This window comes from Desulfovibrio subterraneus, assembly GCF_013340285.1.
GTDB lineage: Bacteria > Desulfobacterota > Desulfovibrionia > Desulfovibrionales > Desulfovibrionaceae > Halodesulfovibrio > Halodesulfovibrio subterraneus.
Window position 1 is genome coordinate 330,753 of record NZ_BLVO01000012.1, and the last position, 24,120, is coordinate 354,872.

The window sequence follows — 24,120 nt, forward strand, 5'->3', positions numbered from 1 at the left end:
CGGTCGCAGGCCCGCGAGGTTACTCGGTTACGAATCCGGAGCGCTTGGGGCGCTTTTTGCCTTCTTCCTGATGCAGGGTGACGTCCAGACCGAGGGACATCAGTTCCTTCACGAGAACGTTGAACGATTCGGGCAGACCGGCTTCGAGGAAGTTGTCGCCCTTCACGATCTTTTCGTACATCTTCACGCGGCCGGTCACGTCGTCCGACTTAACGGTGAGGAATTCCTGCAGCATGTAAGCGGCGCCGTGTGCTTCCAGCGCCCACACTTCCATTTCACCCAGACGCTGACCACCAAACTGGGCCTTACCGCCGAGCGGCTGCTGGGTAACCAGGGAGTAGGGACCGGTGGAACGTGCGTGGATCTTCTCGTCTACCAGGTGGTGGAGCTTGAGAATGTACATGACGCCCGTGGTTACGCGGTTATGGAACGCGTCACCGGTGCGGCCATCGTACAGCACTGTCTTACCGTCATTTGCGAGACCGGCATGGTCAAGCCAGCCCCAGATTTCTTCTTCAGAGGCACCGTCGAAGACCGGGGTCTTCGTCACGATACCGCTTTCAAGCTTGCGAACGGCCTTCACGAATTCTTCATCGTCCATGCTGTCGACCATCTGGTCGATGTGCTTGGATTTGAAGACTGCCTTGACCTGCTCACGCACCTGCTTGAGCGGTTCGCTGGAGGCAACCAGATCGGCCAGCTGCTGACCGAGCTTGAGTGCGCCCCAGCCAAGGTGGGTTTCCATGATCTGCCCGATGTTCATTCGGGAAGGAACGCCCAGGGGGTTCAGCACGATGTCCACGGCGGTGCCGTCTGCGAAGAACGGCATGTCTTCAAGGGGCAGAATCTGGGAAACAACACCCTTGTTACCGTGGCGGCCTGCCATTTTGTCACCTACGCTCAGCTTACGCTTAACGGCGATGTAGCACTTGGCCATCTTGATGACGCCGGGGGGCAGGTCGTCCCCTTCAGTCACCTTCTCGCGCTTGTTGTCGTAGATGCCCTTGATGAATGCGATCTGGCTGTCATAGGACTCGATAACGGCGTCGAGCTGTTCGTTGATTTCCTTGTCCTTGAAGATGCCCGCAAGCTTCTTCACGGGAACCTGACGCAGCACTTCTTCGGAAGGCACATGGCCTGCCTCGGCGAGAACTTCACCCTTCTTCTTGCCTGCGATGTTGGTCGCGAGCTGCTTGCCGGCCACCAGTTCCACGATTTTATCCATGGTGGTGGTCGTCAGGGCATCGATATGATCCTGTTCCTTGCGGTCAAGGCGGGCCAGTTCATAGTCCTCGATGTTGCGTGTGCGTTCATCCTTTTCACCGGAGCGGCGGTTGAACACCTTCACGTCGATGACGGTGCCTTCGATTCCCGGAGGAACCTTGAGGGAGGTGTTCTTCACGTCGCGTGCCTTGTCACCGAAGATGGCGCGGAGCAGCTTTTCTTCAGGGGTGAGCTGGGTTTCACCCTTGGGGGTGATCTTACCCACAAGGATGTCGTCCGGCTTCACGTTGGCACCGATGCGGATAATACCGCTGCCATCCAGATTGCGCAGCATGTCTTCGCTGACGTTCGGGATGTCGCGGGTGATTTCTTCGGGTCCGAGCTTGGTGTCACGGGCAACCACTTCGAACTCTTCGATGTGCACGGAGGTGAATACGTCTTCCTTCACCATGCGCTCGGAGATGAGAATGGAGTCTTCGAAGTTGTAACCGCACCAGGGCATGAACGCGACAACCAGGTTCTTGCCCAGAGCCAGTTCACCCTCTTCGATGCCGGGGCCGTCCGCGAGAATGTCGTTCTTCTTCACGATCTGCCCGGGGAGGCAGGTGGGCTTCTGGCCGAAGCAGGAGTTCTGGTTGGACTTGTGGTACTTCAAAAGGTCGTAGTTACGCACGCCGCCGGTATTGGGATACAGATCACCTTCGTAGCTCACGATGATGCGGTCTGCGTCCACGTAGCGGATGATACCGTTGCCTTCGGCGATGATACATGCGCCGGAGTCATGGGCCACGTCGCCTTCCATGCCGGTACCCACGATGGGCTTGTGGCAGCGGAGCAGCGGAACGGCCTGACGCTGCATGTTCGAACCCATGAGTGCGCGGTTGGCGTCGTCGTGTTCCAGGAAGGGAATAAGCGCTGCGGAAATGGACACCATCTGGCTGGGCGAGATGTCCATGAGCGTCACCTCTTCACGGGGAGACATGATAACGTCGCCGTTTACGCGGGTGGTAACGAATTCGTTCACGAAGCGGTTTTCGGCATCAAGAGGTGCGTTTGCCTGTGCAACAACGGCACCCAGTTCGCCGGAAGCGTCCATGTAATGGACTTCATCGGTCACCTGACAGTCGCGTACAACGCGATAGGGGGTTTCGATGAAACCGAAATCGTTCACCTTTGCATAGGTGGTCAGAGAAACGATAAGACCGATGTTCGGACCTTCAGGCGTTTCAATGGGGCAGATACGTCCGTAGTGCGAGGTGTGCACGTCGCGTACTTCGAAGCCTGCACGTTCACGGGTAAGACCGCCGGGTCCCAGAGCGGACAGGCGGCGCTTATGCGTGACTTCGGACAGGGAGTTCGTCTGGTCCATGAACTGGCTGAGCTGCGAAGTTCCGAAGAACTCCTTCAGCACGGCGGCAACCGGCTTGGGGTTGATCAGGTCATGGGGCATCAGGGTGGCGACTTCCTGCAGGCTCATGCGTTCCTTGATGGCGCGCTCCATGCGGACGAGACCGATGCGGTACTGGTTTTCCACCAGCTCGCCAACGGGACGTACGCGACGGTTGCCGAGATGGTCGATGTCGTCGGCAGGACCGTGGGAGTCCTTCAGCTTGCAGAGCACGGAGATGGCGGTGAGGATGTCCTCATCGGTCAGGGTGCGCAGCTCAAGGGATTCCTTGAGGGAGAGACGCTGGTTCAGCTTGTAGCGGCCCACGGGAGAAAGGTCATAGTAGTCGGAATTGCGGAACAGGTTCTCGAAGAACGAGGACGCAATTTCGGGAGTGGGCGGCGAGCTGGGACGCAGGCGGCGGTATATTTCCACACGGGCGCTGTCTTCGTCGGTGGTCTTGTCCATGACGAGGGTGTCGCGCATGGAAGAAGACACGTCGGTACCCTTGGTATGCAGAATGGGCAGACGCGTTACGCCGGCATCGCGCAGGCGCTCGATGGTTTCGGGGAAGATTTCGTCAGCGGCTTCGGCGAGCACTTCGCCGGTGTTCTCGTCGACGATGTCTTCGGCAAGGTACATGCCGATGACGGTGTCAGGAGCTACTTCTATGCTCGTGATACCGGCGTCCACCAGCTGGCGCCATGCGCGCTTGGTGATCAGCTTGCCCTGCTTGGCAAAGATATTTTCACCCACGCCGAGGTCCACGTAGGCGGGTTCCTTGCGGTACAGGTCCTTTTCCACGTCCCACAGCAGCTTGTCGCCGTCCAGATGGAAGATTTCCTTCTTGTAGAAGTAGTCCAGAATCTGGGTGCGGCTCATGCCCATGGCCTTGAACAGGATGGTCGCGGGCATCTTGCGGCGACGGTCGATGCGGACATAGAGAATGTCTTTGTGATCGAAGTCGAAGTCGAGCCACGAACCGCGCATGGGAATAACGCGGCAGCTGTAGAGAACCTTGCGGCTGGAATGGGTCTTGCCGGAATCATGCTCAAAGATGATACCGGGAGAACGCTGCAGCTGGTTGACGATGACGCGCTCGGTGCCGTTGATGATGAAGGTGCCCTTCTCGGTCATCAGGGGCAGGGTACCGAAGTAGATATCCTGTTCCTTGATGTCACGGATGGTGCGGTTCTGGGAATCTTCATCAACGTCATACACAACAAGGCGAACCTTGATGCGGATGGGGGCTTCATAGGTGAGGCCCTTGGATATGCACTCCGCCTGATCGTACTTGGGTTCGCCAACTTCGTAGCTGACGTACTCAAGGCTTGCAGTACGGTTGAAGTCCTCAATGGGAAATACGGATCTGAATACCCCTTCCAGGCCTTCTTCAGGCAGACGTTCCGTACGGCCTTCCTGCAGGAACTTCTTGTAGGAGTCCACTTGCAGGTTGAGCAGATGCGGAATGGGAAGAGTTACTTCGATTTTACCAAATTTCTTTGTAAGCTGGCCCATGTTTTCACCTCAGGGGAGACGGTTTGCCACAGATACGGAAAACGGCTGTTCCGCATCAACTGGCGACGGCAGTTGCGAGACCGTGTTTGGCGGAGGTCCGGAACGGATACATGCATGCTGGACACAGACTCTTGGCCGGGGACTGCCATGAAGATGAGTCTGCAGAAAAAAGGCCGTCGCGCGCATGCTTACACGACAGCAGAAAGCAGAGCGCGTCCGCCATAGAGCGCCCTGCACTTATGCAGAAAATTCGGGGTGTTATGCGTCCGGAAAGGGTGTGCAACGTGTCGCCCGATATGGATTTGCGTTAGGTGTATGGAGAGGTCGACCAAAATTTGCAGAGTAGTTTGCCCTACGCAAAATGGCAAGAGTTATTTTGGCTCTTAACCGTTATAATTTATAGTTGAAGAAGCGCGGGCAAGTTTCCCTGCCCGCGCTTGGAATAGCTAGGTGCTAAATCGAAATTACTTGATTTCGACTTCTGCGCCGGCTTCTTCGAGCTGCTTCTTAGCGGCTTCAGCGTCGTCCTTGGACACGCCTTCCTTCAGGGAAGCAGGTGCGCCGTCAACCTTGTCCTTAGCTTCCTTCAGGCCGAGGCCGGTCAGAGCGCGAACAACCTTGATAACGCCGATCTTGTTGGCGCCGGCGCTCTTCAGGATAACGTCGAATTCGGTCTTTTCTTCAGCTTCTTCAGCAGGAGCAGCAGCGGCAACAGCAGCAACAGCGGCTACGGGAGCGGCAGCGGAAACGCCGAAGGTTTCTTCCAGTTCCTTGATGAACTCGGAAAGCTGCAGAACGGTCATATTGGAAATGAACTCAACTACCTGTTCTTTGGTAACGGACATGGTGATCTCCTTACAAATTTTGGCTTAGTTAGGTTGGGTTAAGCAGCTTCCTTCTGTTCCTTGATTGCGTTCAAGGCGTACAGGAAGGTGCGGATGATGTTGGCGAAAAGGCCAACGAAGTTGGTGGGTACGGCGTTCATTGTACCAAGAGCCTTGGCGAGCAGTTCCTGCTTGCCAGGGAGCTTTGCAAGTTCACCAATCTGTGCTTCGCTGAGGAAAGAACCCTCAAGGGAAGCAAACTTGATTGCGAAATGCTTACTCTTCTTGGTGAATTCAACAAGCGCCTTAGCCACTGCGACAGGATCATCGAACCCAAGGGCAACAGCGCAGTTCTCCTTCAACTTGGAAGAAAGAACTTCGTGCTGGCTGCCAGTGAATGCAATGCCGGCCAGGGTGTTCTTCACGACGTGGTATTCACCACCGCCGTTACGAAGAACATCACGCAGCTCGGTCATCTTTTCCACCGGCATACCCTTGAAGTCGGTCACCACTGCGATGCTGGCGCCTTCGGCACGAGCTTTCAGTCGCTCAATAATCGCAGCTTTTTCAGACCTATTCACGGTGAGTCTCCTTGGACTAAGGGGTGCCAAGTGGAAGCTAAGCCAATCGTCTCGGCAGGGCTTAAGTCTTTCAACAGCCTGCTGTCTGCGACTTAGATTCCATTTCTCTTGCCAAAAAGGCTTGGGTGGAAACCACCCAAGCCGAATATCTGTCGAAGGATCTTTCGATTAACCTTCGAGGAACTTCTTAATCAGGGTCGGATCAATCTTGAAACCGGGGCCCATGGTGCTGGATACGCACATGGCGCGCATGTAGGTGCCCTTAGCAGAAGAGGGCTTCAGGCGGTTCACGGTATCAAGCAGGGTCTTCAGGTTGCCGAGAAGCTTCTCGGGACCGAAAGAAACCTTACCGATGGGAGCGTGCAGAACACCAGCCTTGTCAACCTTGAACTCTACGCGGCCAGCCTTTACTTCAGTAACGGCGCCTGCAACGTCAAAGGTAACGGTGCCGGTCTTAGCGTTGGGCATAAGACCACGGGGTCCGAGCACACGACCTACCTGGCCGACAAGGGCCATGCAGTCGGGGGTGGCGATTGCGCTGTCAAAGTCCAGCCAGCCGCCCTTGATTTTTTCAACCAGTTCTTCAGCACCTACAACGTCTGCGCCTGCAGCAGTAGCTTCAGCCTGCTTTTCGCCCTTACAGAATACTGCAACGCGAACAGTCTTGCCAAGGCCGTGGGGCAGGGCGCAAGCGCCGCGAACCATCTGGTCGGAGTACTTGGGGTCTACACCAAGGTTGATGGAAACATCTACGGTTTCATCGAACTTGGCGAAGGCAGAAGCAACGGATTTTGCAACCGCTTCTTCTACGGGCAGTTTGTCGAGGAGGGAAACTCCGTCAACTGCCTTGCGATATTTTTTGCCGTGCTTGGGCATTGTCATCCTTCCTTTGTCTTGTTCTGCGATAATCTCCTGCCACTCAATGTAAAGTAGTAACTGCTGGTTTTATCCAGCGAGCGGCAGTCCGACTGATTTCCAGAAACCTACTTAATGTCAACACCCATGCTGCGGGCGGTGCCCATGATGGTCTTCTTCGCAGCTTCAAGGCTGGCTGCGTTCAGATCGGGCATCTTCAGCTTGGCAATTTCTTCAACCTGATCCATGGTCAGAGAACCAACCTTCTTACGGTTCGGCTCGCCGGAACCCTTCTGAACCTTGGCTTCCTTGAGAATCAGAACAGAAGCAGGCGGGGTCTTGGTGATGAAGCTGAAGGAGCGGTCTGCGTAAACGGTAATAACAACGGGGATGATCAGACCCTTCTGGTCCATCGTCTTTGCGTTGTATTCCTTGCAGAAGCCCATGATGTTCAGACCATGCTGGCCCAGAGCAGGACCGATGGGCGGGGAGGGGTTAGCTGCGCCTGCCGGAATCTGAAGCTTGATTTTTGCAATTTCTTTCTTAGCCATTCCAATATACCTCTATGGCAATCGCCTTTGATCGGCGAAAATGCTCTATGCGCGTTAGCCCTTATCAACCTGGACAAAATCCAGTTCAACTGGAGTCTGTCTGCCGAAAATGGACACTGAGACGCGAAGTTTGCCCTTGTCGAAATTGACATCCTCTACAACGCCGTTGAATCCGCCGAAAGGACCGTCAATGACCCGGACCTCGTCCCCACGATCGAAGCTGAACTTCGGTCGGGGTTGTTCCTGTCTGGACTCCATCATGGCGAGGATGCGTTCGGCTTCAGAGTCCCGCATGGGGGTAGGACGGTTTTTGCCGCCCACAAAGCCGGTTACCCGCTGAATATTGGAAACCAGATGCCATGAAAAATCGGTCATGACCATTTTGACCATGACATACCCAGGGTAGAACTTGCGGGTGGACGTTCTTTTTTCGCCCTTAACAAGTTCAACAACCTTTTCGGTTGGTACAACGACTTCTTCTATCTGGCCCTGAGATTCATTGGTACGGATCATCTGGTTGATGGTCAGTTCAACACGCTGCTCAAAACCAGAGTAGGTGTGAATGATATACCAACGAGCCTTCGGTGCGGGAATGTGTTCCTCAGTCATGGGACAGTCCAATTTAGGAAAGGATGTATTCAACGAGCTTCGTAAGTCCCAGATCAACTACACCCAGAAAAAGAGACATGATAACAACAAGCACCAGCACTGCTACGCCTGTGGTTATCGTCTCCTTCCGGGAAGGCCAGACTACCTTCTTAATTTCAACCTGGGATTCTTCGAAGTACTCTTTGAGCTGAGAAATCTTGCTTTCAACTCCCGACTGGGAATCATGGGCTTTTTCAGCTTTCTTAGAGTGCTTATTCGCCATGGTCGCCTCACCGAAAAGGGGGTAAGAAGAAAAAGTGGCAGGGGTGGAGGGATTCGAACCCGCAACATCCGGTTTTGGAGACCGGCGCTCTAGCCGTTGGAGCTACACCCCTGCTTTATCGAAACTACCTTACTTGGTTTCGCGATGGAGCGTGTGTTTCTTGTCCCAGGGACAATACTTCTTCAGCTCCAGACGACCGGTAGTGTTCTTCTTATTCTTGTCGGTCGCGTAATTGCGCCGCTTGCACTCGGTGCAAGCAAGCTGAATGTTAACGCGCATGACTTACTCCACGATCTCAGACACGACACCTGCACCAACGGTACGGCCACCTTCACGAATAGCGAAGCGAAGACCCTTTTCCATTGCGATGGGGTGAATGAGTTCTACGTTGAACACAGCGTTGTCGCCGGGCATTACCATTTCCACGCCTTCGTCCAGAGCAATCACGCCGGTGATGTCAGTGGTACGGAAGTAGAACTGGGGACGGTAGCCGGTGAAGAACGGGGTATGACGGCCGCCTTCATCCTTGGACAGAACGTAAACTTCTGCCTTGAACTTGGTGTGGGGCTTGATGGAGCCGGGCTTGCAGAGAACCTGACCGCGCTCAACTTCATCACGCTTGATACCACGGATGAGCAGACCAACGTTGTCGCCAGCCTGACCTTCGTCGAGCAGCTTGCGGAACATTTCAACGCCGGTGCAGGTGGTCTTCTGGTTGGGACGGATGCCCACGATTTCCACTTCTTCGCCAACCTTGATGATGCCGCGCTCGATACGACCGGTAACAACAGTACCACGGCCGGAGATGGAGAACACGTCTTCGATGGGAAGCAGGAAGGGCTTGTCAATTTCGCGCTCGGGCTCAGGAATGTAAGAGTCACAAGCGTCGAGAAGAGCCTTGATGCAATCAACAGCCGGATCGTCAGCGCTTTCAGCTTCAAGAGCCTTCAGAGCGGAGCCGCGGATAACCGGGATGTCGTCGCCGGGGAAGTCGTAAGAAGAAAGAAGTTCGCGAACTTCCATTTCTACGAGTTCCAGCAGTTCTTCGTCGTCAACCATGTCGCACTTGTTCATGAACACGACGAGGGACGGAACGCCAACCTGACGAGCGAGCAGGATGTGCTCACGGGTCTGGGGCATGGGACCGTCGGTGGCTGCAACTACGATGATACCGCCGTCCATCTGAGCAGCGCCGGTGATCATGTTCTTGATGTAGTCGGCGTGGCCGGGGCAGTCAACGTGTGCGTAGTGACGCTTGGAAGATTCGTATTCGACGTGAGCGGTAGCAATGGTGATACCGCGTTCCTTTTCTTCAGGAGCCTTGTCGATTTCGTCGAATGCAATAGCCTTGCCGCCGCTGATCATGGCAGCGCACTTGGTAATGGCTGCAGTCAGAGTGGTCTTGCCATGGTCAATGTGACCGATGGTGCCGATGTTAACGTGCGGCTTAGTACGAGTAAATTTTTCCTTACCCATGAGTAGTTCTCCCTGGCGATGTTGTTCTCGATTTTACACCGAAAATAAAAAATGGAGCCCACAAGCAGAGTTGAACTGCTGACCTCGTCCTTACCAAGGACGCGCTCTACCTACTGAGCTATGTGGGCTTCTATACTCAACTGTAGGGGAGAACTCAAGCGTAGGTGGAGCGGGAAACGAGACTCGAACTCGCAACCCTCAGCTTGGAAGGCTGATGCTCTAGCCATTGAGCTATTCCCGCATCGTAATGCCGTAGTTCTCCGACGTATGTCTCCTACAGCTTTGTCAGCGTCGTGTGGTGGAGGGGGGAGGATTTGAACCTCCGAAGTCGTACGACGACAGATTTACAGTCTGTTCCCTTTGGCCACTCGGGAACCCCTCCACGTGGAGCTGGCGATGGGACTCGAACCCGCAACCGGCTGATTACAAATCAGCTGCTCTGCCAGTTGAGCTACGCCAGCCAACGAGGTTGAGTGTTTATATTTCACTCGAACATTTGGCAAGCAAAAAATGGCGTTTTTTGAATTTTTTTTTCGTAGCTTGGGATTCTCGGTAAAACCATTGGGTTTACATGCTGATTCCGGCTTCGAAAAAGGGCTTCGATTGCCATTTAACTTTGTCTACTGACAGTTGCGTTGCAGGGCCCACGCTTCACGTAGGGGGCTTTTATACAACCCGGCATAAACACGCAAGCGAAAAATGCACCGTACGCCATTTTCTTTTCAAAACAATGATTATCAGGTGATTTGCCGCTGGTTTCCGGGCTGTTTCAGGCATAAATATGCGTGACTGGGAGCCTGCAAAACAAAAGAGCCGCCCGTAAGAGCGGCTCTCAAACGCATTATGGTTCGTGCTAGGCGGCGATAACGGCCTGACCGGCGTGGGATTCTGCATTCGCCCTTTCGGGGGTGAAGGCGTGCAGTTCAACCGTTTCCAGATAGATCTCTGCATTATCATTAATAGTGCGGAGGAACTGGTTGTTGAGTGCGTGGCCGGAGGCAAAGATCTCAAAGTGACCCTGCAGGGGGGTGCCCAGCATGGTCATGTCGCCGATGAAGTCCAAAATCTTGTGGCGTACGAATTCGTCGTCGAACCGCAGGCCGTCCTGATTGAGCACGCAGTATTCGTCCAGCACGATGGCGTTATCCAGCGATCCGCCAAGGGCAAGGCCGTTCTTGTGCAGATATTCCACTTCACGCATGAAGCCGAAGGTCCGGGCCTTGGCGATTTCCTGCGTAAATGTGGCGGGAGTTATTTCAAGGCTCATGGTTTGGCGGCCGATGAGCGGATGGTCGAAATCGATGGTGTAGTCTATGCGCAGGCCGTTGTAAGGGGTGGCCTTGATGAACTTGCCGTCCCTTTCGAAGTTGATGGACTTCTTGATGCGCTGCACAACGCGGTTTCGGCTCTGGCGGGCTATGCCTGCATCTCTGAGCATGAACGCGAAGGAGGCGGCGCTGCCGTCCATGATCGGCACTTCTCCGCCTTCGATATCAATTCTGATGTTGTCGATCTGGAGGCCGGCGATGGCGGCGAGAAGGTGTTCGACCGTAGCTACGGAAGCACCGTCAAGGCCCAGCGTTGTTGCAAGCCCTGTGGCCACAACTGCATTGGGTTCGGGAGTGATGACCTTTACCCCGTGCTCACCGTGGATGTGGAATACCACACCGGTGTCTTCCTGCGCAGGGGAAAGAGAAAGCTTCACCACTTTGCCGCTATGTAGTCCGATGCCGGAGCATCCGATTGCTTTTTTGATCGTTGTCTGTTTCATACAGCCTCCGACGTCTCTAAAGCAAAAAACATGCCGCGAGGGATGTGCTTGTAACTAGCCGGAATTACAGGTTGCGGTGTTGTGGTTTTTGCGGAGTTGAGTGTGTTTTTTCAGCAACGTGTTGCTTTTTTACACTAGTTGCGGGAGCGAATCGCAAAGACCATGCGGTCAAGTCCGGCCAGATCGCGGATGATTTTTTCACCGTGCCATATGCCCTGTGCATCGCCAAAACAGGATAGGTTGGGCCCTGCCTGTGTATAGCCCATCTCCATTATAAATATGCCGTCGGGCCTGAGCCAGTCCTGTGCATTGCGGATGAGCAGAGCCGCATGCTCAAGGCCGGTTTCACCGGGAACCAGTGCGGTGCGAGGTTCGTAATCGCGAACTTCGTGGCTGAGTTCCGCATACTCGGCTTCGCTGACATACGGCGGATTGGTGGCTATGCAGTCCAGGCTTGTGTGGCGGAAAAGGGGGGATGTGAAGTCGCCGTTGAGAAAAAGCAACCGGTCGGCCACACCGTGGGTTCTCGCGTTGGCGGTGGCAACGGCCAGTGCGTCCGCCGACAGGTCCACGGCAATGCCCATTGCGTCGGGAAGCTCTGCGGCAATAGTCGTAGCTATGCATCCCGTACCGGTGCCGAGGTCGGCGAATATGAACCGCCCCTTGCCCGAGAAGCGCCTGACTACTTCTTCTATGATGTGTTCCGTTTCAGGACGCGGAATGAGTGTGGCGGGGGAAACGGCAAAATCCCGTCCGTAGAATTCACGCGAGCCGAGCAGGTAAGCCACCGGTTCGCCGTTGCCGCGTCTTTCTACGAGGTCGGCGATAGCTTGCCAGTGAGCTTCCGAGACCTGCCTGTGTGGTTCGGTGATAAGGTCGAGCCTGCTGATCGCGAGCACATGCATGGCCAGCAGGTCTGCGGACAGGCGCGGAGAATCAACGGCCTTCCCGGAAAGGTATTCCGAGAAGGCCGTGATGATATTGCGTATGGTAAGCTGCGCAGGTCTGGCTACGGCCATCCTAGGCCTCGGCCTGAGCCTGCAGGGCTTCGGTCTGGTCGTGCGTTACCAGAGCGTCGAGCAGCTCTTCGAGATCGCCTTCCATAATGGCATCCAGCTTATACAGGGTCAGGTTGATACGGTGATCCGTGCAACGTCCCTGCGGGAAGTTGTAGGTGCGTATGCGACCGGAGCGGTCACCGCTGCCGACCAGAAGCTTGCGCTTTTCGGCCTGTTCGGCATGCTGCTTGTCCTGTTCCAGCTGGAGCAGGCGGGAAGACAGAATCTTCAGACCCTTGGCCTTGTTCTTGTGCTGGGATTTTTCATCCTGACAGCAGACAACGAGGCCGGTGGGAATATGTGTTACGCGCACTGCGGAGTCGGTGGTGTTAACCGACTGGCCGCCGGGGCCGGAAGAGCGGTACACGTCGAAACGCAGGTCTTCGGGGCGGATGTTCAGGTCCACTTCGTCTGCTTCGGGCATAACGGCAACCGTGGCTGCGGAAGTGTGGATGCGGCCCTGCGTTTCCGTTGCGGGAACGCGCTGAACACGGTGGATGCCGGATTCGAACTTGAGCCGGCTGTATACCTTGTCACCCTTGACGATGGCGATGACTTCCTTGAGGCCGCCCGTACCCGTCTCGCTGGTTTCCAGCACTTCCATGCGCCAGCCGGTGGCTTCCGCATAGCGGCTGTACATGCGGAACAGGTCGCCCGCGAACAGGGCTGCTTCGTCGCCGCCGGTACCTGCACGGATTTCGAGAATGCAGTTCTTTTCGTCCATGGGGTCTTTGGGCAGCAGCAGGATCTTGAGATCGTGCTCCATTTCAGGCAGGGCTGCTTCAATTCCCTTGATTTCTTCACGGGCCATTTCAGCCATTTCAGGGTCGCTGTCGCGAAGCAGCATCTTGTTTTCTTCAAGGTCCTGCTTCATCTTGCGGTATTTGCGGAACGCATCGACCACAAGCTTGAGGTCTGAATGGGTTTTGGTCAGCTGGCGGTAACGATCCTGATCCCCGAAGACTTCGGGGGAACTGAGCTGCTGTTCAAGGTCTTCGAATCGACGTTCCAGATTTTCGAGTTTGGAAAACATCAGTTTTTCTCCGAAACGGTATATTCAGGGGCGTGCAACTCGGCTTCGGCATCGTCGCCGAGGGCTTCCTTGAGGGCGACAATGGCTACTTCCAGCTGCTGTTCATCCGGCTCGTTGGTCGTCAGCATCTGCAGAAGCATGCCGGGAGCGCTGAAGATCTTGCCCCAGAAGGTGTCGTTGATCTTTGCCGAATACTTGATCGCCTCGTAGGCGATGGCGCTGATGGGAGCCATGAGTCCCAGCTTGAGCACGATGATGAAGCTGTGCTTCACCCACATGCTTTCGGGGCTCCAGATCAGCAGCAGCGCGGGAACCAGTATGGTGTGCAGAATGATGGCAATGGACAGCACAAACAGCAGGAATGTGGTGCCGCAGCGCGGGTGCAGGCGGCTGCGCAGGCTGGCCGAACCGGGTGTGACGGCATAGCCGTCTTCATAGGTCCAGATAACCTTGTGCTCGGCGCCGTGATACTGGAAGACGCGCTTGATGTCCGGAATAAAGGAAATGCCAATGATGTAGGCGAGAAATATGCCGAATTTGAAAATGCCGTCCCATACATGAAAGCTCAGGCCGTCAGCATCGCCGCCAAGGCCCAGAAACTTCATGCCCAGTGAGAAAAGGTGCGGCAATACGACGAACAGGCCAAGAGCAAGAACAATGGAGAAGATAAGGGTCATGGCAAGGTGCCAGGGCTTGATCTCTCCGTCGATCTCTTCATCAACAGCCTGCGTTGCCGAATAGTTCAGCGCCTTTATGCCGTTGACAAGCGTTTCAATGAGAATGGGAAAACCGCGGACGAACGGGCGTTTGAGAAAATCCGTGCCCGGGAAAGTAAACCAGGGGCGGTTGTCAACGACAATGGACCCGTCAGGACGACGGACTGCGATGGACAACCGGTCTTTGTTGCGCATCATTACGCCTTCCATCACGGCCTGGCCGCCGACGGTGCATCGGGCAGATGCGCCCAATGCGGTAATGATGTGCCTGATCACGTTGCTTTTAGTGCTCACCTTGGGCCTCGCTGCAGCAATAGAACACTCCTCCCCGGAAAGATGCTTTCCGGGGAGGAAAAATCGTTGTCCGACGGTGCCGGACCACGGCCACTGTAACTGCGAGAGACGAGCTACTTGTTCTGGAACTTGGCGTACTTCTTGTTGAAGCGGTCAATACGGCCAGCGGTGTCAAGAAGACGCTGCTTGCCAGTGTAGTAGGGGTGGCACTGGGAGCAGATTTCCACTGCCACTTCAGCGGCCTTGGAAGTGCGCAGTTCGGATTCGTAACCGCATGCGCAGGTTACCTTGGCCAGGTACACTTTGGGATGGATGTCAGTCTTCATAATATATACTCCTCACGGAAGATGCAGAACGGAAGCTCATACTGTAATCAGAACAGGAAGGCAAGGAATTATTTGTTGTGCCATGTAATCCATTGATGTAGTAGCCCTGTCGCAGGTGGCGACTTCAGGCTTTCCCGCCGGTTGGTATGAGCTAAAACATCCGGCTAGGTCGAGGTATGCTTCCCAGAGCGCAATGTCAAGGTGTGAGAGTATGGCAAAGAAAGAGCGGGCAGATCAACTGATTCATGAAGCAGGACTTGCGGAAAGCCGTGAAAAGGCCAAGCGCCTTGTCATGGCAGGGCAGGTGTACCTGTTGCGGAACGGCGTTCCGGAGCCGGTGCAGAAACCCGGGCAGAAGCTTGATCTTGAAACGGAATTCGAGGTGCGCGGCGTGGAGCGTTTCGTGAGCCGCGGGGCATATAAACTGCTCACGGCCATCGAGCACTTCGGTATTACTGTTGAAGGATTGGTGGCTCTTGATGCCGGCGCGTCAACGGGAGGGTTTACGGACTGTTTGTTGCAGCACGGGGCTCTCCGGGTGTACGCGGCAGATGTGGGCTATGGCCAGCTGCATGAAAAACTGCGGCAGGACCCGCGTGTCATCAATATGGAACGCACGAATCTCCGTCTTGCAACTCCCGACCTCATTCCCGAACCGGTGGATGTTGTCGTGGCAGATGTCTCGTTCATCTCGCTTACGCTTATCCTTCCTCCCTGTGTCCAGTTCATGCGGGATGGCGGCGTGCTCGCCGTGCTGATAAAGCCCCAGTTTGAACTGGGACCGGACCGCACGGACAAGGGCGTGGTGCGCGACCCCGAACTGCATCAGGAAGCCATAGACAAGGTGTGCAGCTTTGCTCGCGAGCAGCTTGGCCTGACCATTGAGGGGGTGGTGCCTTCGAGCATCAAAGGGCCCAAGGGGAATCAGGAGTTCATCGCCTACATGAAAAAGGGCTAGGCGTCTGCAGCGGCAGGCGGCCTTTTCAATGCATCCTCAATGAGTGCAAGAAGTTCTTTTTTCTTCAGCGGCTTGGTGATGTGGTAATCGCATCCGGCGTTTATGCTGTCCGCCTTGTGCTCGGGCAGCGCGTGGGCTGTAATGGCAGCTACGGGGGTGCGCCTGCGTCCGGTTTCATTCTCGAACTGACGGATGAGCCGCGTGGCCGTGAGTCCGTCCATCTTCGGCATTTCCACATCCATCAAGACCAGATCGAATTCCCCGTTTTTCAGCAACAGTAGTCCCTGCTCGCCGTTGTCCGCAAAGGAAGCATGGTGGGGAATCGTCTTCAGATACAGCTCAAGCAGGGTTCTGTTCGACTCGTTATCTTCCACTATTAGCAGTCTGGGAACGGTATGGTCGCCAGTTACGGTGTCCGTTTCAGTGCCTGTTCCGGTGCCATGTCCGGTATTTGCATCAGAAGATGCTCCGTGAACAGTGCCAACTGTCCCGCCAACTGTCTCGCCTGACGCTGTATCGTACGGCCCCGATACGGCGCCTAGCTCAGAACCCGCCACGGTCTGTCCGGGCAGAGGCGTCGGGGATGACTGCTCTGTTGTTTGCGCCGTTTCTCCCTGGCCCCCTTGTTTCTCCTGCTCATCCTGTTCCCCGGAAGCGGGGGCTGTTTCCAGCGGGGGAAGCACAAACGCCACAGGGCGTATGGCCCCTTCCTGACTGAAGGCGTTGAGCAGGCTGCCGCGTAGTACCGGAAGCTGCAACATCGCACATCCGCAGGCATGCACTTCATTATCATTCATCAGTCTGCTGCAGAGCCGGAATGTACGCGCCCGGTTGTTCTGCCTGTCCGCAATGCCGGAAAGCAGGCAGGTCTGGTCGATGGGGAGCTGCTCGTCAATGAACAGCAGGTCGATGGTGTGCCGGCGCAGACAGTCTTCAGCTTCTTCAAACGAATACGCGGTGTTGCAGGTTGCGCCGAGTCCGCTGAGCAGGTCGCAGAGTGAACCGGCCGTAAGTTCTTTGGGGTAAAGCGCCAGGGCTACCTTTCCCTCCAGAAGCCGGACTGGCGGTGTTTCCACACCTGCGCACTCCAGACGCAGCTGGACATGGAAGGTGCTGCCTTTACCCGGTTCCGATTCAAGCCATATGCATCCGCCCATGCGTTCGCAGAGCAGGCGGCTGATGGTGAGACCCAGTCCGGTTCCGCCATACTGGCGGCAAGTGGAGGAATCGGCCTGCGTGAAGCGGTCGAAAATGGTTTCGTGGTGGTCCTTGTGAATGCCTATGCCTGTATCGCGCACCTTGAAGTGCAGAAAGGCCATGGGCAAGCCGGATTCTCTGGGCTCAAGTGTTGATTCAACCGTCAGTTCAATCTCGCCGCGGTTCGTGAATTTGCTGGCATTGCCGAACAGGTTAAGAAGAATCTGGCGTATCCGCTTGGGGTCGCCGATGAGGTTTTCAGGCAGATCGGGGGGAATATGTACGCCGAAGTCGAGCCCTTTGCGGAAAATGGGATGGGCGGATATGCGTATGGCGTCGTCAATGGTCTGGCGCAGGTTGAAGCTAATGCATTCAAAGGGCATTTCTTCCACTTCAATGCGCGAAAGATCGAGAATGTCGTTGATAATGCCTACGAGATTTTCACCGGCGTTGCGGAATATATCCACATACTGGCGTTGATCATGTGTGAGCCTTGTCTCCCAGAGAAGGTCAGCCATGCCCAGAATGGAGTTGAGAGGGGTGCGGATTTCGTGACTCATTGAGGCGAGAAAACGGCTTTTGGCCTTGTTCGCCTGGGCTGCCTCTTCGGCAAGTTCCCGCTCGCGGGCAAAGGCTATGCGCAGCTGACGGTTGGCCAGAGAAAGCCGCTCGGTACGTTCCTGAACCTTACGTTCAAGGTCGTCGTAGAGTTCCTTGAGCGATGTGCTCATGGTGTTGAAGTCATTGGTCAGCTGACCCAGTTCGTCCTCTCTTTCGGGTGGCGGCAGGGTGCGGAACTTGCGGTTTGAGATGTCTCTGGCAAGCTGGGCCAGACTCCGGACGGGGTTGACCACCAGCGTATTGAGAAACAGATTGAGCACAACACAGGCGAAGAGGAGAAACACCACAAGCATAAGGCCCATCTGCGAAGCACGTTTGATGAGTGCGCTGTTGAGCGGGGAAAGATACATGCCCATTTCAACAGTGCCGAGTGACGGAGGGGGGGAAGATGTGGTGACTTTTTGGCGCGTTGCGGAAAGTTTGTCGGCAGGCGAAGGGAGAAGGGGGGCCGAGCCGGACTGTGCTTCTCCGGAGAGTGCTGCCGCTTCAGGCAGGGGGGAAAGTCCGTGGGCGTCTATGGTGTCCGGGATGATGGGGGAACTGACAATGAGCAGTGGGGGGGCTTTGTCCGGTGTTTCTGTTGTACTGGAAGATTGCGTGTTTTCTGCTCTGATCAGTATCCGGCCTTGTGCATCCTTGATTTCACAATATGCGACATTTGGCGAGCGGGCGGCTGATTGCGCCAGTTCCTCCAGAAGAAAGTAGCTGTATTTCCGGATATAGTTGACGCTGCTTCGGGCAACAACCTGCGCCATATGGTTGCCTTGCTCCCTCAGCGCACGTACAAGTTGCGCATGCTGCTCTGAAAGAACGAATGTGCCGAAAATGAGCAGACAGCTGCCCAGAATGCAGGTGAGGCCCATGTTCAGCCGGGCGCGCAGGCGATTGTGTATTGTATTTGGCATAAGTTGCGTAAGGTGTGCTGGTATTCTATATCTCTCCTGTCCATTTGCCAATAATGTACATGCGGGATCAGCACTTTTTTCGCGATTTCCCGTACTATACTCTGACGGTTCAACTAAGATTGTGTGACAAAGGAGCGTTTGGGATGCCTTTTTCAGATTCACGCGGCAACCGTGTGGTATTTGTGTGCCACTGTCTGCTTAATGCAAATGCCAAGGTCGACGGGCTGGCACGCTATGCCGCATGCCATGCTCCTGTCATGCAGGCGCTGGCCGAATCCGGCTGCGGGGTGGTGCAGTTGCCGTGTCCCGAGTTCCTGCACATGGGCCCCAAACGCTGGTGGCAGTCCAAGGGGCAGTACGATACTCCGGCGTATCGCAGGCACTGTGCGGGGCTTGCCGAAACGGTTGTCGATCAGGCGGTTATGTATGCCTCGGCAGGTGTGGAAATCGCCGGTCTGCTCGGCGTAGAAGGCAGCCCCTGCTGCGGAGTGCGGCAGATTTATGATCATCCGGAGTGGGGCGGCAGGCCCTGTGATCCCGATGTGGCCACGGCAAAACGTGGCGGGCGCGGCATATGGATTGATGAATTGCTGGCTTGTTTTGAACGGCGCGGTTGCGCTGCCCCTGCCTTGTACGGGGTGGGAAACGAAGCAGAGGAAACGGCCATGCCGGAAGCGCTCAGCGCATTTCTCGGCTGCAACGAATAAATGCAAAAAGAGTCCGGGGCGCACGCTCCGGACTCTTTCATTTACTATATTGGATACTGCCGTGTTCTAGGGGCGCAGGTCGGTAACCACGATTTCGCCGGAAATGATTTTGCGGCGCAGTTCGTTTATCTGGTCAATGACAGGCTGGGTGATGATGTTTCTGGTATGGCGCATGTCAGTGAGGGTGACTGCGTTGTCGGAGAGGCCGAAATCGGAGACGCCGGGTTTGAATTCACCCGAAACGGCACGGGAAACCTGCAGGTAGGTTGCCACATCCAGCCGCTTGACCATGCTGGTGAGCACCTTGCCGGGGGCCATGTCGTCCTGATCGGAGTCCACCCCTATGGCATAGCAACCCTCTGTCCTGCGGGCGGCCTCGATTACCCCGTTCCCGCTGAGTCCTGCTACGGCAAAGATTATATCCACGCCGTCCGCATACATCTTCCGGGCCATTTCAAAGGCCTTGTCCGGATTGCTGAAGCCGGAAAAATCGCCGGGGCCGCTGATGTAGTGGATGTCCACAATGACATCTGGGGCCACTTCCTTCACGCCTTCGAGAAAACCCTGCGCAAAGGCGACCACGGGCGGAATGTAGGTGCCGCCGAGAAAGGCAATGCGCCTTGTCTTGCTAACTTTGCCTGCAAGTGCGCCCGCAAGATAGGCGCCTTCATGCTGACGGAACATGATGGAGGCAAGGTTGGGTATGCCTGCCACCTTTTCTTCATAAAAAATGAACTTCTTGTCCGGATACTGCGGGGCATATTCGCGGGCATGGCGGGTATGCTGGGCGCCGAGCAGCACAAGAATGTCGCACTGCTCCACAAGGTCTTTCACCTTGTCGGCCGGTGCTGTGCCGGTGGCATCGGCCTCCAGGACCTTGAGGGTGAACCCGTACTCCTGCTGGGCCTGACGAAGGCCGCCATAGGCGTTGTCATTGAATGACATGTCCCCAAGCCCGCCCGCACCGGTGACGAAACCGACTACCGGTTTGGCGCTGCCCGCAAGGACAAACATCGGAAGACAGAGAATGAGCAGCACAGCGGCGGCAAAGGGCAACAGAAAACGCAATCGCATGTAAACCCCCTTCGGCAAGATGATCGGGAAGACACCCTCAGTTGAAAGATGATACCGTGCTGCGGGGTTTTATGCAATCGCGTCAGGTTGTTGGACGCGGGCGGGGCTACCCCTGCAAAAACGCGAATACCCCGTGCTCCGAAAGGATGCGCAGGCCGATGAGCAGCAGCACGGTGCCGCCCAGCACCTCGGCATATTGGCCGAAGCGCGTTGCCCCGCCGATGAGCCTGCCAATGTGCATGCCCGCAGCAGTGAAAACCAGCGCCACAACACCTATGATGCTTGCGGGATACCATATGGAGACACCGAGCACGGACATGGAAAGACCCACGGCCAGAGCATCTATGCTGGTGGCCACGGAGAGCATGATCAGCGACATGCCCTTTGTGGGATCGCAGCGTTCTGCCTCTTCCGTATCCGTTTCAAAGGCTTCCTTCAGCATGCGGATGCCTATCCATGCGAGCAGGGCAAAGGCTATCCAGTGTGCGTAAGATTCGATGAACCCGCGCACGGTCAGGCCGAGGAACCAGCCGAGTATGGGCATGAGCGCCTGAAACAGGCCGAAGTGCCATGCAAGACGGAAAGTCTGGCGCGGATCAACACATTTGAGCTGTACGCCCGTGGCGATGGCAACGGCAAAGGCATCCATGGCCAGCGCCACGGCAAGGGCAAGAAGTTCTATTCCATCCATATCAGAATGTCCTGTTCATAGTCTGCAGGCAACGCAGAAGAGTGGTTCGCGATTCGGCGTCAAGACCGGCGGTAAGGCTTTCGGTCAGTTGCATGTGCAGTCTGTCGTGTTCTTCAAAAAGTGTCATGCCTTCGTCGGTCAGTTCCACGATAATGGAACGCCGGTCGCTGTCGTGCGGTCGGCGGCGTACGCACCGCTTGCTTTCCAGCCGGTCCACGAGAACGGTCAGCGTACCCGTGGTTATGCCCATGCGTGAAGCAAGCTCTTTCATCTGCATGGCCCGGTGGATGCCCAGAATTTCCAGGGTGTGCACCTGCGGCAGGGTCAGCCCCTTTTCCCGCACCACGTCGTGCTCCCATGACGAGAGCTTTTCATAAAACTCGACAATGGCATGGTTCAGGGCGTGGTTCAGGGCATGGGTTACATCGGCATCCGGAATTTCCGAATTGTTCACGTAAGCTCCTTAAAAGTAAGCGGCATCCGCCATGTAGCTGTATATACCGAAGGCTGCGGTAAGCACGCCCGCAACCCGCATGATCAGCGGTTCAAGCCACGGGCGGTTGAGGGCTCGCATGGCGTTCGCCACCTTATAGATGGCATAGATGACACCTGCAAGCGCTATGGCGGTACCCAGCGCATAACTTGCGAAAACGGCGGTGCTTTTGAACGCATCGCCCGAATCAAGGGCGTAGGAGTACATGATTGCCACTGTGGGGCAGGGAACGATCATGTTCATGAACCCGAAGACGAGCAGTCCCCAGAAGGTGACGGAACGCAGGCGGGGGGCGTGCTGGCAGCCGCAACCGTGATCGTGACCATGGGCGTGATCGTGACCGTGTGCGGGATCATGCGTGTGCGCGTGTTTACGGTCATGGTCGTGTCCGGATGCATGCGCATTGTTTCCGGCGGTGGCCTTAGTATGGTCGTGGTGCCCGCATCCGCAGTTGTCCGTATGCGTGTGTTCTTCGTGGTCATGATCGGCATGGCCGTGCGCATCATTGTGTTGGCAGCAGCACTGGTGGTCGTGTTCATGGTCATGCCCATTGTGCGCATGATGGTCATGCTTGTGCTCGTGACCGTGGTCATGATCATGGTCATGATGATGCAGCAAATCGGGCCGGATGATCAGAACGATGCCAAGCAGCACCAGCACTCCGGCGGTAACCAGATCCGTAATATGTTTGATCTCGGGAGGCAGACTCATGGAAACCGCACCCAGGGTCAGGCCGATGGCAAGGCAGGCCAGCGATGTGCCGATGATGAAGGCCGATGTCAGGGAAAATACCCGCTTGCCGTTCCGTTCTCCATACACGAAGGGGGCGAGAACCAGCCATGAGTGGCCGCAGGGATTTATACCGTGAATGAGGCCGAGAAACAGACTGCTTTGCAGGGCGACGATAAAGACATGATCGAATTCCATGTGAACCTCGGTGATTATTTGAGATGCCTCGGCTCTACCGGAAATTTAGTTTGAGCGTCAAGATAAATGTGCATCAAACTAAAATGTCGTCATGCTACCTGCAAAAATGTCGGGGAGGTCGAGGGACATGCCGGAGTATGCCGCAGAAGGATCTATCGGAGTAGAGGGGCCGCCAGTACGGTTGAAAGAATGGTCAGGCGAATGTCTGGGCGAATAGTTGGAGGGACGATCAGCCGAATATTGGGACGGTCGATCGGATGCATGTGCGGAGGACTGTTCGGACGGACGTGCGGAGGACTGTTCGGATGGTTGCCGAGCGGATGGTCGGGCGAATAACCGCAAGAATATGTGGATGCCGTAAGGAAGGATAACCAGCCGCAGGCTGGAAAATTGACCAACGAAGAATGTAACGATGAACAGTCGCGGCAGGGCAGCTCGGCCGGTTACATGGCCAGCGGCAGAAGACCCGCAGCCGCCATGAGAAAGCCGAGTATCCAGTTGAGCGGCTGGGGAGGAAAGTGGGGAACCCACGCCTCGGGGGAATCCAGCCCTCTGGCGGCCACGGCAACCGTCTGGCTCCATGTTTTCTGGGCAAGCAGGCGCAGCGTGGCCTGCGGAACCAGCAGAAACCGTTCCCAGCGCGAACGCTTGGGCTGCCGCAATCTGATGGTCTGTTTTACCTGTGCAAAGGTGGTCTGCACGAGGGGCAGAAAGTGGATCATCAGCGCCAGCGACAGGGCGGTTTTCCATGCATTCTTGCCCAGTACGGGGCGCAGAAACCATGAAAGTGCAAGGCCAAGCTGACGGGGAGAGGTGGTCAGCGCCAGCAGCAGGCCAAGCCCGATGAGCACGCACAGCCGCAGACCCAGAAGGGCGGCGTCCATGGCGGTCTGGCGCAGCAGGCCGAGGGGCGGAAATAGAAGATCGGGCATGAGGCCGGGTATGAAATCCGGGAGCATTGCCGTCGCTCCCCCCGTACCTGTTGCCGGTGTCACGGCCAAGGGGCCGGGCGCCAGAACGGCAAGGGGGCCGATGGGGGAGGCCATGAGCGGAGCGGTGATGAAGGGCAGGGTATCCAGAGTGAATTTAAGCAGCACCCAGAGCAGCACAAAGAGCAGGTAGGCGCGGAACATGGGCCAGCGGTCGCGGGTAAAGAACTCTGCCCGTGCGCATATCAGCCAGAGAACAAAGGCGTAAATGCCGAGCGTGGTGTTGTCCACCTGCCATGTGGCCACACCAAAACAGCCCGCCAGCATGATTTTCAGGCGGGGGTCGAGCGCGGCAAGGCGCCCGCGCGATGTGTGGCGTATGGACGGCATGATCTGTTCCGTTCGTTTAAGGGGACCTTGGTTGCGTTGGCTTCGCGCGTCCGGTTCATAGTGCTACGGTATCAGGTCGGGGCGGCCGGTTGAGGCCGCGTCAACGTCCGTACAGGGAGATTTTTCATGAAACAAGCACTTTCTGCAAGCTGTGACGCGCGCCATGGCGTTTCGATCCGGTCGCGGGTGTGGTTTCCGGCCGAACCGTTTTGCACCGACTCGGTCTGCACCGAACCGGTCTGTGCTGAACCGGTCTGTGCTGAAACGGGGTATTCCGTTCAGGAGCTGGCTGCCGATTGTCGCTGCTGCGGGGATTCTGAAGAGCACGCGGGCGTGGTGCAGCGCAACTGCCGTCCCCTGTTTCTCAATCCCGTCGCAGCCGGATTTCCCTCTCCGGCGGATGATTACATAGAACGCAGGCTCGATCTGAACGAATACCTCGTGCGCAATCCGCCTGCCACATTTTTTGTGCGCGCACAGGGGGATTCCATGCTCGGTGCGGGCATTCACGACGGGGATATTCTGGTGGTGGACCGGTCCATACCCCCTGTGCATAACCGCGTGGTCATTGCGGCGGTGCATGGGGAACTTACCGTAAAGCGCCTGTGGATGCGCGACGGCATGACGGTGCTGCGGCCGGAAAATCCGGCCTATCCGCCGCTGGATATGACCGGCGTGGAACAGTTCGAGGTGTGGGGGGTGGTTACCTCCGTCATTCATTCGCTGTAACTGGGGCTGTGCCT

Annotated in this window: 23 protein-coding genes and 5 tRNA genes; 3 read left to right on the forward strand and 25 right to left on the reverse strand. The window is 56.1% G+C overall.

Translation table 11 applies throughout. The annotated features are described in order from the left end of the window. Positions 1 to 19: 19 nt before the first annotated feature. The 19 genes from rpoB to rpmE form a co-directional block, all read right to left on the reverse strand. Positions 20 to 4,129 (reverse strand): DNA-directed RNA polymerase subunit beta, encoded by a 4,110-nt coding sequence (rpoB, locus tag HUV30_RS05410; protein WP_174404401.1) that lies wholly within the window; start codon positions 4,127 to 4,129, stop codon positions 20 to 22. A gap of 464 nt (positions 4,130 to 4,593) precedes the next feature. Beyond that, entirely contained in the window at positions 4,594 to 4,974 is a 381-nt protein-coding gene (gene rplL / locus HUV30_RS05415) for a 50S ribosomal protein L7/L12 (protein ID WP_174404402.1), read from the reverse strand. A 38-nt stretch (positions 4,975 to 5,012) separates the two neighbouring features. After that, positions 5,013 to 5,534, reverse strand: coding sequence for a 50S ribosomal protein L10 (gene rplJ / locus HUV30_RS05420; protein ID WP_174404403.1), 522 nt, complete (start codon positions 5,532 to 5,534; stop codon positions 5,013 to 5,015). A gap of 168 nt (positions 5,535 to 5,702) precedes the next feature. Continuing rightward, a complete protein-coding gene (rplA, locus tag HUV30_RS05425; protein ID WP_174404404.1) occupies positions 5,703 to 6,410 on the reverse strand; it encodes a 50S ribosomal protein L1 in 708 nt (235 codons plus the stop codon). Between the two features lie 107 nt (positions 6,411 to 6,517). Beyond that, the gene (gene rplK, locus HUV30_RS05430; protein ID WP_174404405.1) at positions 6,518 to 6,940 is read right to left on the reverse strand and encodes a 50S ribosomal protein L11; all 423 of its coding nucleotides are present in this window, start codon (positions 6,938 to 6,940) and stop codon (positions 6,518 to 6,520) included. 54 nt (positions 6,941 to 6,994) lie between these two features. Beyond that, positions 6,995 to 7,549, reverse strand: coding sequence for a transcription termination/antitermination protein NusG (nusG, locus tag HUV30_RS05435; RefSeq protein WP_174404406.1), 555 nt, complete (start codon positions 7,547 to 7,549; stop codon positions 6,995 to 6,997). Positions 7,550 to 7,562: 13 nt separating this feature from the next. Beyond that, positions 7,563 to 7,811, reverse strand: a complete 249-nt coding sequence (secE, locus tag HUV30_RS05440) for a preprotein translocase subunit SecE (RefSeq protein WP_174404407.1) — start codon at positions 7,809 to 7,811, stop codon at positions 7,563 to 7,565. Between the two features lie 35 nt (positions 7,812 to 7,846). After that, positions 7,847 to 7,923: transfer RNA gene (locus tag HUV30_RS05445), tRNA-Trp, on the reverse strand. Between the two features lie 17 nt (positions 7,924 to 7,940). Further along, a complete protein-coding gene (gene rpmG, locus HUV30_RS05450) occupies positions 7,941 to 8,090 on the reverse strand; it encodes a 50S ribosomal protein L33 (RefSeq protein WP_174404408.1) in 150 nt (49 codons plus the stop codon). A 3-nt stretch (positions 8,091 to 8,093) separates the two neighbouring features. Next, entirely contained in the window at positions 8,094 to 9,287 is a 1,194-nt protein-coding gene (tuf, locus tag HUV30_RS05455; protein ID WP_174404409.1) for an elongation factor Tu, read from the reverse strand. 52 nt (positions 9,288 to 9,339) lie between these two features. Next, positions 9,340 to 9,415, reverse strand: a tRNA-Thr gene (locus tag HUV30_RS05460). 37 nt (positions 9,416 to 9,452) lie between these two features. Further along, a tRNA-Gly gene (locus tag HUV30_RS05465) sits at positions 9,453 to 9,528 on the reverse strand. A 55-nt stretch (positions 9,529 to 9,583) separates the two neighbouring features. Continuing rightward, positions 9,584 to 9,669: transfer RNA gene (locus HUV30_RS05470), tRNA-Tyr, on the reverse strand. A gap of 3 nt (positions 9,670 to 9,672) precedes the next feature. Beyond that, positions 9,673 to 9,748: transfer RNA gene (locus HUV30_RS05475), tRNA-Thr, on the reverse strand. A 392-nt stretch (positions 9,749 to 10,140) separates the two neighbouring features. Then, a complete protein-coding gene (gene lpxC, locus HUV30_RS05480) occupies positions 10,141 to 11,058 on the reverse strand; it encodes a UDP-3-O-acyl-N-acetylglucosamine deacetylase (RefSeq protein ID WP_174404410.1) in 918 nt (305 codons plus the stop codon). Positions 11,059 to 11,192: 134 nt separating this feature from the next. Next, the gene (gene prmC / locus HUV30_RS05485) at positions 11,193 to 12,077 is read right to left on the reverse strand and encodes a peptide chain release factor N(5)-glutamine methyltransferase (RefSeq protein ID WP_174404411.1); all 885 of its coding nucleotides are present in this window, start codon (positions 12,075 to 12,077) and stop codon (positions 11,193 to 11,195) included. Position 12,078: 1 nt separating this feature from the next. Continuing rightward, positions 12,079 to 13,149: a peptide chain release factor 1 gene (gene prfA, locus HUV30_RS05490; RefSeq protein WP_174404412.1), complete on the reverse strand. Its 1,071-nt coding sequence runs from the start codon at positions 13,147 to 13,149 to the stop codon at positions 12,079 to 12,081. Then, a complete protein-coding gene (locus HUV30_RS05495) occupies positions 13,149 to 14,075 on the reverse strand; it encodes a DUF1385 domain-containing protein (protein WP_243452097.1) in 927 nt (308 codons plus the stop codon). The genes prfA and HUV30_RS05495 overlap by 1 nt, the downstream gene beginning before the upstream one ends. 197 nt (positions 14,076 to 14,272) lie before the next feature. Then, positions 14,273 to 14,485 (reverse strand): 50S ribosomal protein L31, encoded by a 213-nt coding sequence (gene rpmE, locus HUV30_RS05500; protein ID WP_174404413.1) that lies wholly within the window; start codon positions 14,483 to 14,485, stop codon positions 14,273 to 14,275. A 211-nt stretch (positions 14,486 to 14,696) separates the two neighbouring features. Here rpmE and HUV30_RS05505 point away from each other — a divergent pair, with 211 nt between their 5' ends. After that, on the forward strand, positions 14,697 to 15,443 hold the full coding sequence (locus HUV30_RS05505) for a TlyA family RNA methyltransferase (RefSeq protein WP_174404414.1): 747 nt from the start codon (positions 14,697 to 14,699) through the stop codon (positions 15,441 to 15,443). Here HUV30_RS05505 and HUV30_RS05510 read toward each other — a convergent pair. Then, entirely contained in the window at positions 15,440 to 18,166 is a 2,727-nt protein-coding gene (locus tag HUV30_RS05510) for an ATP-binding protein (RefSeq protein ID WP_174404415.1), read from the reverse strand. The two genes, HUV30_RS05505 and HUV30_RS05510, sit on opposite strands and share 4 nt — an antisense overlap. 143 nt (positions 18,167 to 18,309) lie before the next feature. Here HUV30_RS05510 and HUV30_RS05515 point away from each other — a divergent pair, with 143 nt between their 5' ends. Next, complete coding sequence (locus HUV30_RS05515; RefSeq protein WP_174404416.1) at positions 18,310 to 18,873, forward strand: CD3072 family TudS-related putative desulfidase; 564 nt, start codon at positions 18,310 to 18,312, stop codon at positions 18,871 to 18,873. 66 nt (positions 18,874 to 18,939) lie between these two features. Here the strand turns inward: HUV30_RS05515 and HUV30_RS05520 are convergent, their stop codons facing one another. The 5 genes from HUV30_RS05520 to HUV30_RS05540 all read right to left on the reverse strand — a co-directional run bounded on the left by HUV30_RS05520 (position 18,940) and on the right by HUV30_RS05540 (position 23,377). Continuing rightward, positions 18,940 to 19,947, reverse strand: coding sequence for a BMP family lipoprotein (locus tag HUV30_RS05520; RefSeq protein ID WP_243452080.1), 1,008 nt, complete (start codon positions 19,945 to 19,947; stop codon positions 18,940 to 18,942). Between the two features lie 106 nt (positions 19,948 to 20,053). After that, positions 20,054 to 20,638, reverse strand: a complete 585-nt coding sequence (locus HUV30_RS05525) for a manganese efflux pump MntP (protein ID WP_174404417.1) — start codon at positions 20,636 to 20,638, stop codon at positions 20,054 to 20,056. Between the two features lies 1 nt (position 20,639). Further along, positions 20,640 to 21,092 carry a MarR family winged helix-turn-helix transcriptional regulator gene (locus tag HUV30_RS05530; RefSeq protein ID WP_373869324.1) on the reverse strand — a complete coding sequence of 151 codons (453 nt, stop codon included), beginning with the start codon at positions 21,090 to 21,092 and terminating at the stop codon, positions 20,640 to 20,642. Positions 21,093 to 21,101: 9 nt separating this feature from the next. Next, positions 21,102 to 22,058, reverse strand: a complete 957-nt coding sequence (locus tag HUV30_RS18520) for an urease accessory protein UreH domain-containing protein (protein WP_174404418.1) — start codon at positions 22,056 to 22,058, stop codon at positions 21,102 to 21,104. Between the two features lie 443 nt (positions 22,059 to 22,501). Continuing rightward, the gene (locus HUV30_RS05540) at positions 22,502 to 23,377 is read right to left on the reverse strand and encodes a cobalt transporter (RefSeq protein WP_174404419.1); all 876 of its coding nucleotides are present in this window, start codon (positions 23,375 to 23,377) and stop codon (positions 22,502 to 22,504) included. 126 nt (positions 23,378 to 23,503) lie between these two features. Between HUV30_RS05540 and HUV30_RS05545 the strand changes: the two genes are divergently transcribed. Beyond that, positions 23,504 to 24,106: a LexA family protein gene (locus tag HUV30_RS05545; protein WP_174404420.1), complete on the forward strand. Its 603-nt coding sequence runs from the start codon at positions 23,504 to 23,506 to the stop codon at positions 24,104 to 24,106. Positions 24,107 to 24,120: the final 14 nt, after the last annotated feature.

Excerpts from the sequence above, each read along its gene's own strand:
- secE (WP_174404407.1), bottom strand. The coding sequence starts at position 7,811 with ATGGCGAATAAGCACTCTAAGAAAGCTGAAAAAGCCCATGATTCCCAG.
- HUV30_RS05520 (WP_243452080.1), bottom strand. The coding sequence starts at position 19,947 with ATGCGATTGCGTTTTCTGTTGCCCTTTGCCGCCGCTGTGCTGCTCATT.
- rpmE (WP_174404413.1), bottom strand. The coding sequence starts at position 14,485 with ATGAAGACTGACATCCATCCCAAAGTGTACCTGGCCAAGGTAACCTGC.
- prmC (WP_174404411.1), bottom strand. The coding sequence starts at position 12,077 with ATGGCCGTAGCCAGACCTGCGCAGCTTACCATACGCAATATCATCACG.
- HUV30_RS05495 (WP_243452097.1), bottom strand. The coding sequence starts at position 14,075 with ATGGAAGGCGTAATGATGCGCAACAAAGACCGGTTGTCCATCGCAGTC.
- HUV30_RS05540 (WP_174404419.1), bottom strand. The coding sequence starts at position 23,377 with ATGCCGTCCATACGCCACACATCGCGCGGGCGCCTTGCCGCGCTCGAC.
- HUV30_RS05545 (WP_174404420.1), top strand. The coding sequence starts at position 23,504 with ATGAAACAAGCACTTTCTGCAAGCTGTGACGCGCGCCATGGCGTTTCG.
- HUV30_RS05510 (WP_174404415.1), bottom strand. The coding sequence starts at position 18,166 with ATGCCAAATACAATACACAATCGCCTGCGCGCCCGGCTGAACATGGGC.
- prfA (WP_174404412.1), bottom strand. The coding sequence starts at position 13,149 with ATGTTTTCCAAACTCGAAAATCTGGAACGTCGATTCGAAGACCTTGAA.
- tuf (WP_174404409.1), bottom strand. The coding sequence starts at position 9,287 with ATGGGTAAGGAAAAATTTACTCGTACTAAGCCGCACGTTAACATCGGC.
- HUV30_RS05525 (WP_174404417.1), bottom strand. The coding sequence starts at position 20,638 with ATGGATGGAATAGAACTTCTTGCCCTTGCCGTGGCGCTGGCCATGGAT.
- rplK (WP_174404405.1), bottom strand. The coding sequence starts at position 6,940 with ATGGCTAAGAAAGAAATTGCAAAAATCAAGCTTCAGATTCCGGCAGGC.
- nusG (WP_174404406.1), bottom strand. The coding sequence starts at position 7,549 with ATGACTGAGGAACACATTCCCGCACCGAAGGCTCGTTGGTATATCATT.
- HUV30_RS05515 (WP_174404416.1), top strand. The coding sequence starts at position 18,310 with ATGCCTTTTTCAGATTCACGCGGCAACCGTGTGGTATTTGTGTGCCAC.
- rpmG (WP_174404408.1), bottom strand. The coding sequence starts at position 8,090 with ATGCGCGTTAACATTCAGCTTGCTTGCACCGAGTGCAAGCGGCGCAAT.
- rpoB (WP_174404401.1), bottom strand. The coding sequence starts at position 4,129 with ATGGGCCAGCTTACAAAGAAATTTGGTAAAATCGAAGTAACTCTTCCC.
- rplL (WP_174404402.1), bottom strand. The coding sequence starts at position 4,974 with ATGTCCGTTACCAAAGAACAGGTAGTTGAGTTCATTTCCAATATGACC.
- HUV30_RS18520 (WP_174404418.1), bottom strand. The coding sequence starts at position 22,058 with ATGGAATTCGATCATGTCTTTATCGTCGCCCTGCAAAGCAGTCTGTTT.
- rplA (WP_174404404.1), bottom strand. The coding sequence starts at position 6,410 with ATGCCCAAGCACGGCAAAAAATATCGCAAGGCAGTTGACGGAGTTTCC.
- HUV30_RS05505 (WP_174404414.1), top strand. The coding sequence starts at position 14,697 with ATGGCAAAGAAAGAGCGGGCAGATCAACTGATTCATGAAGCAGGACTT.
- lpxC (WP_174404410.1), bottom strand. The coding sequence starts at position 11,058 with ATGAAACAGACAACGATCAAAAAAGCAATCGGATGCTCCGGCATCGGA.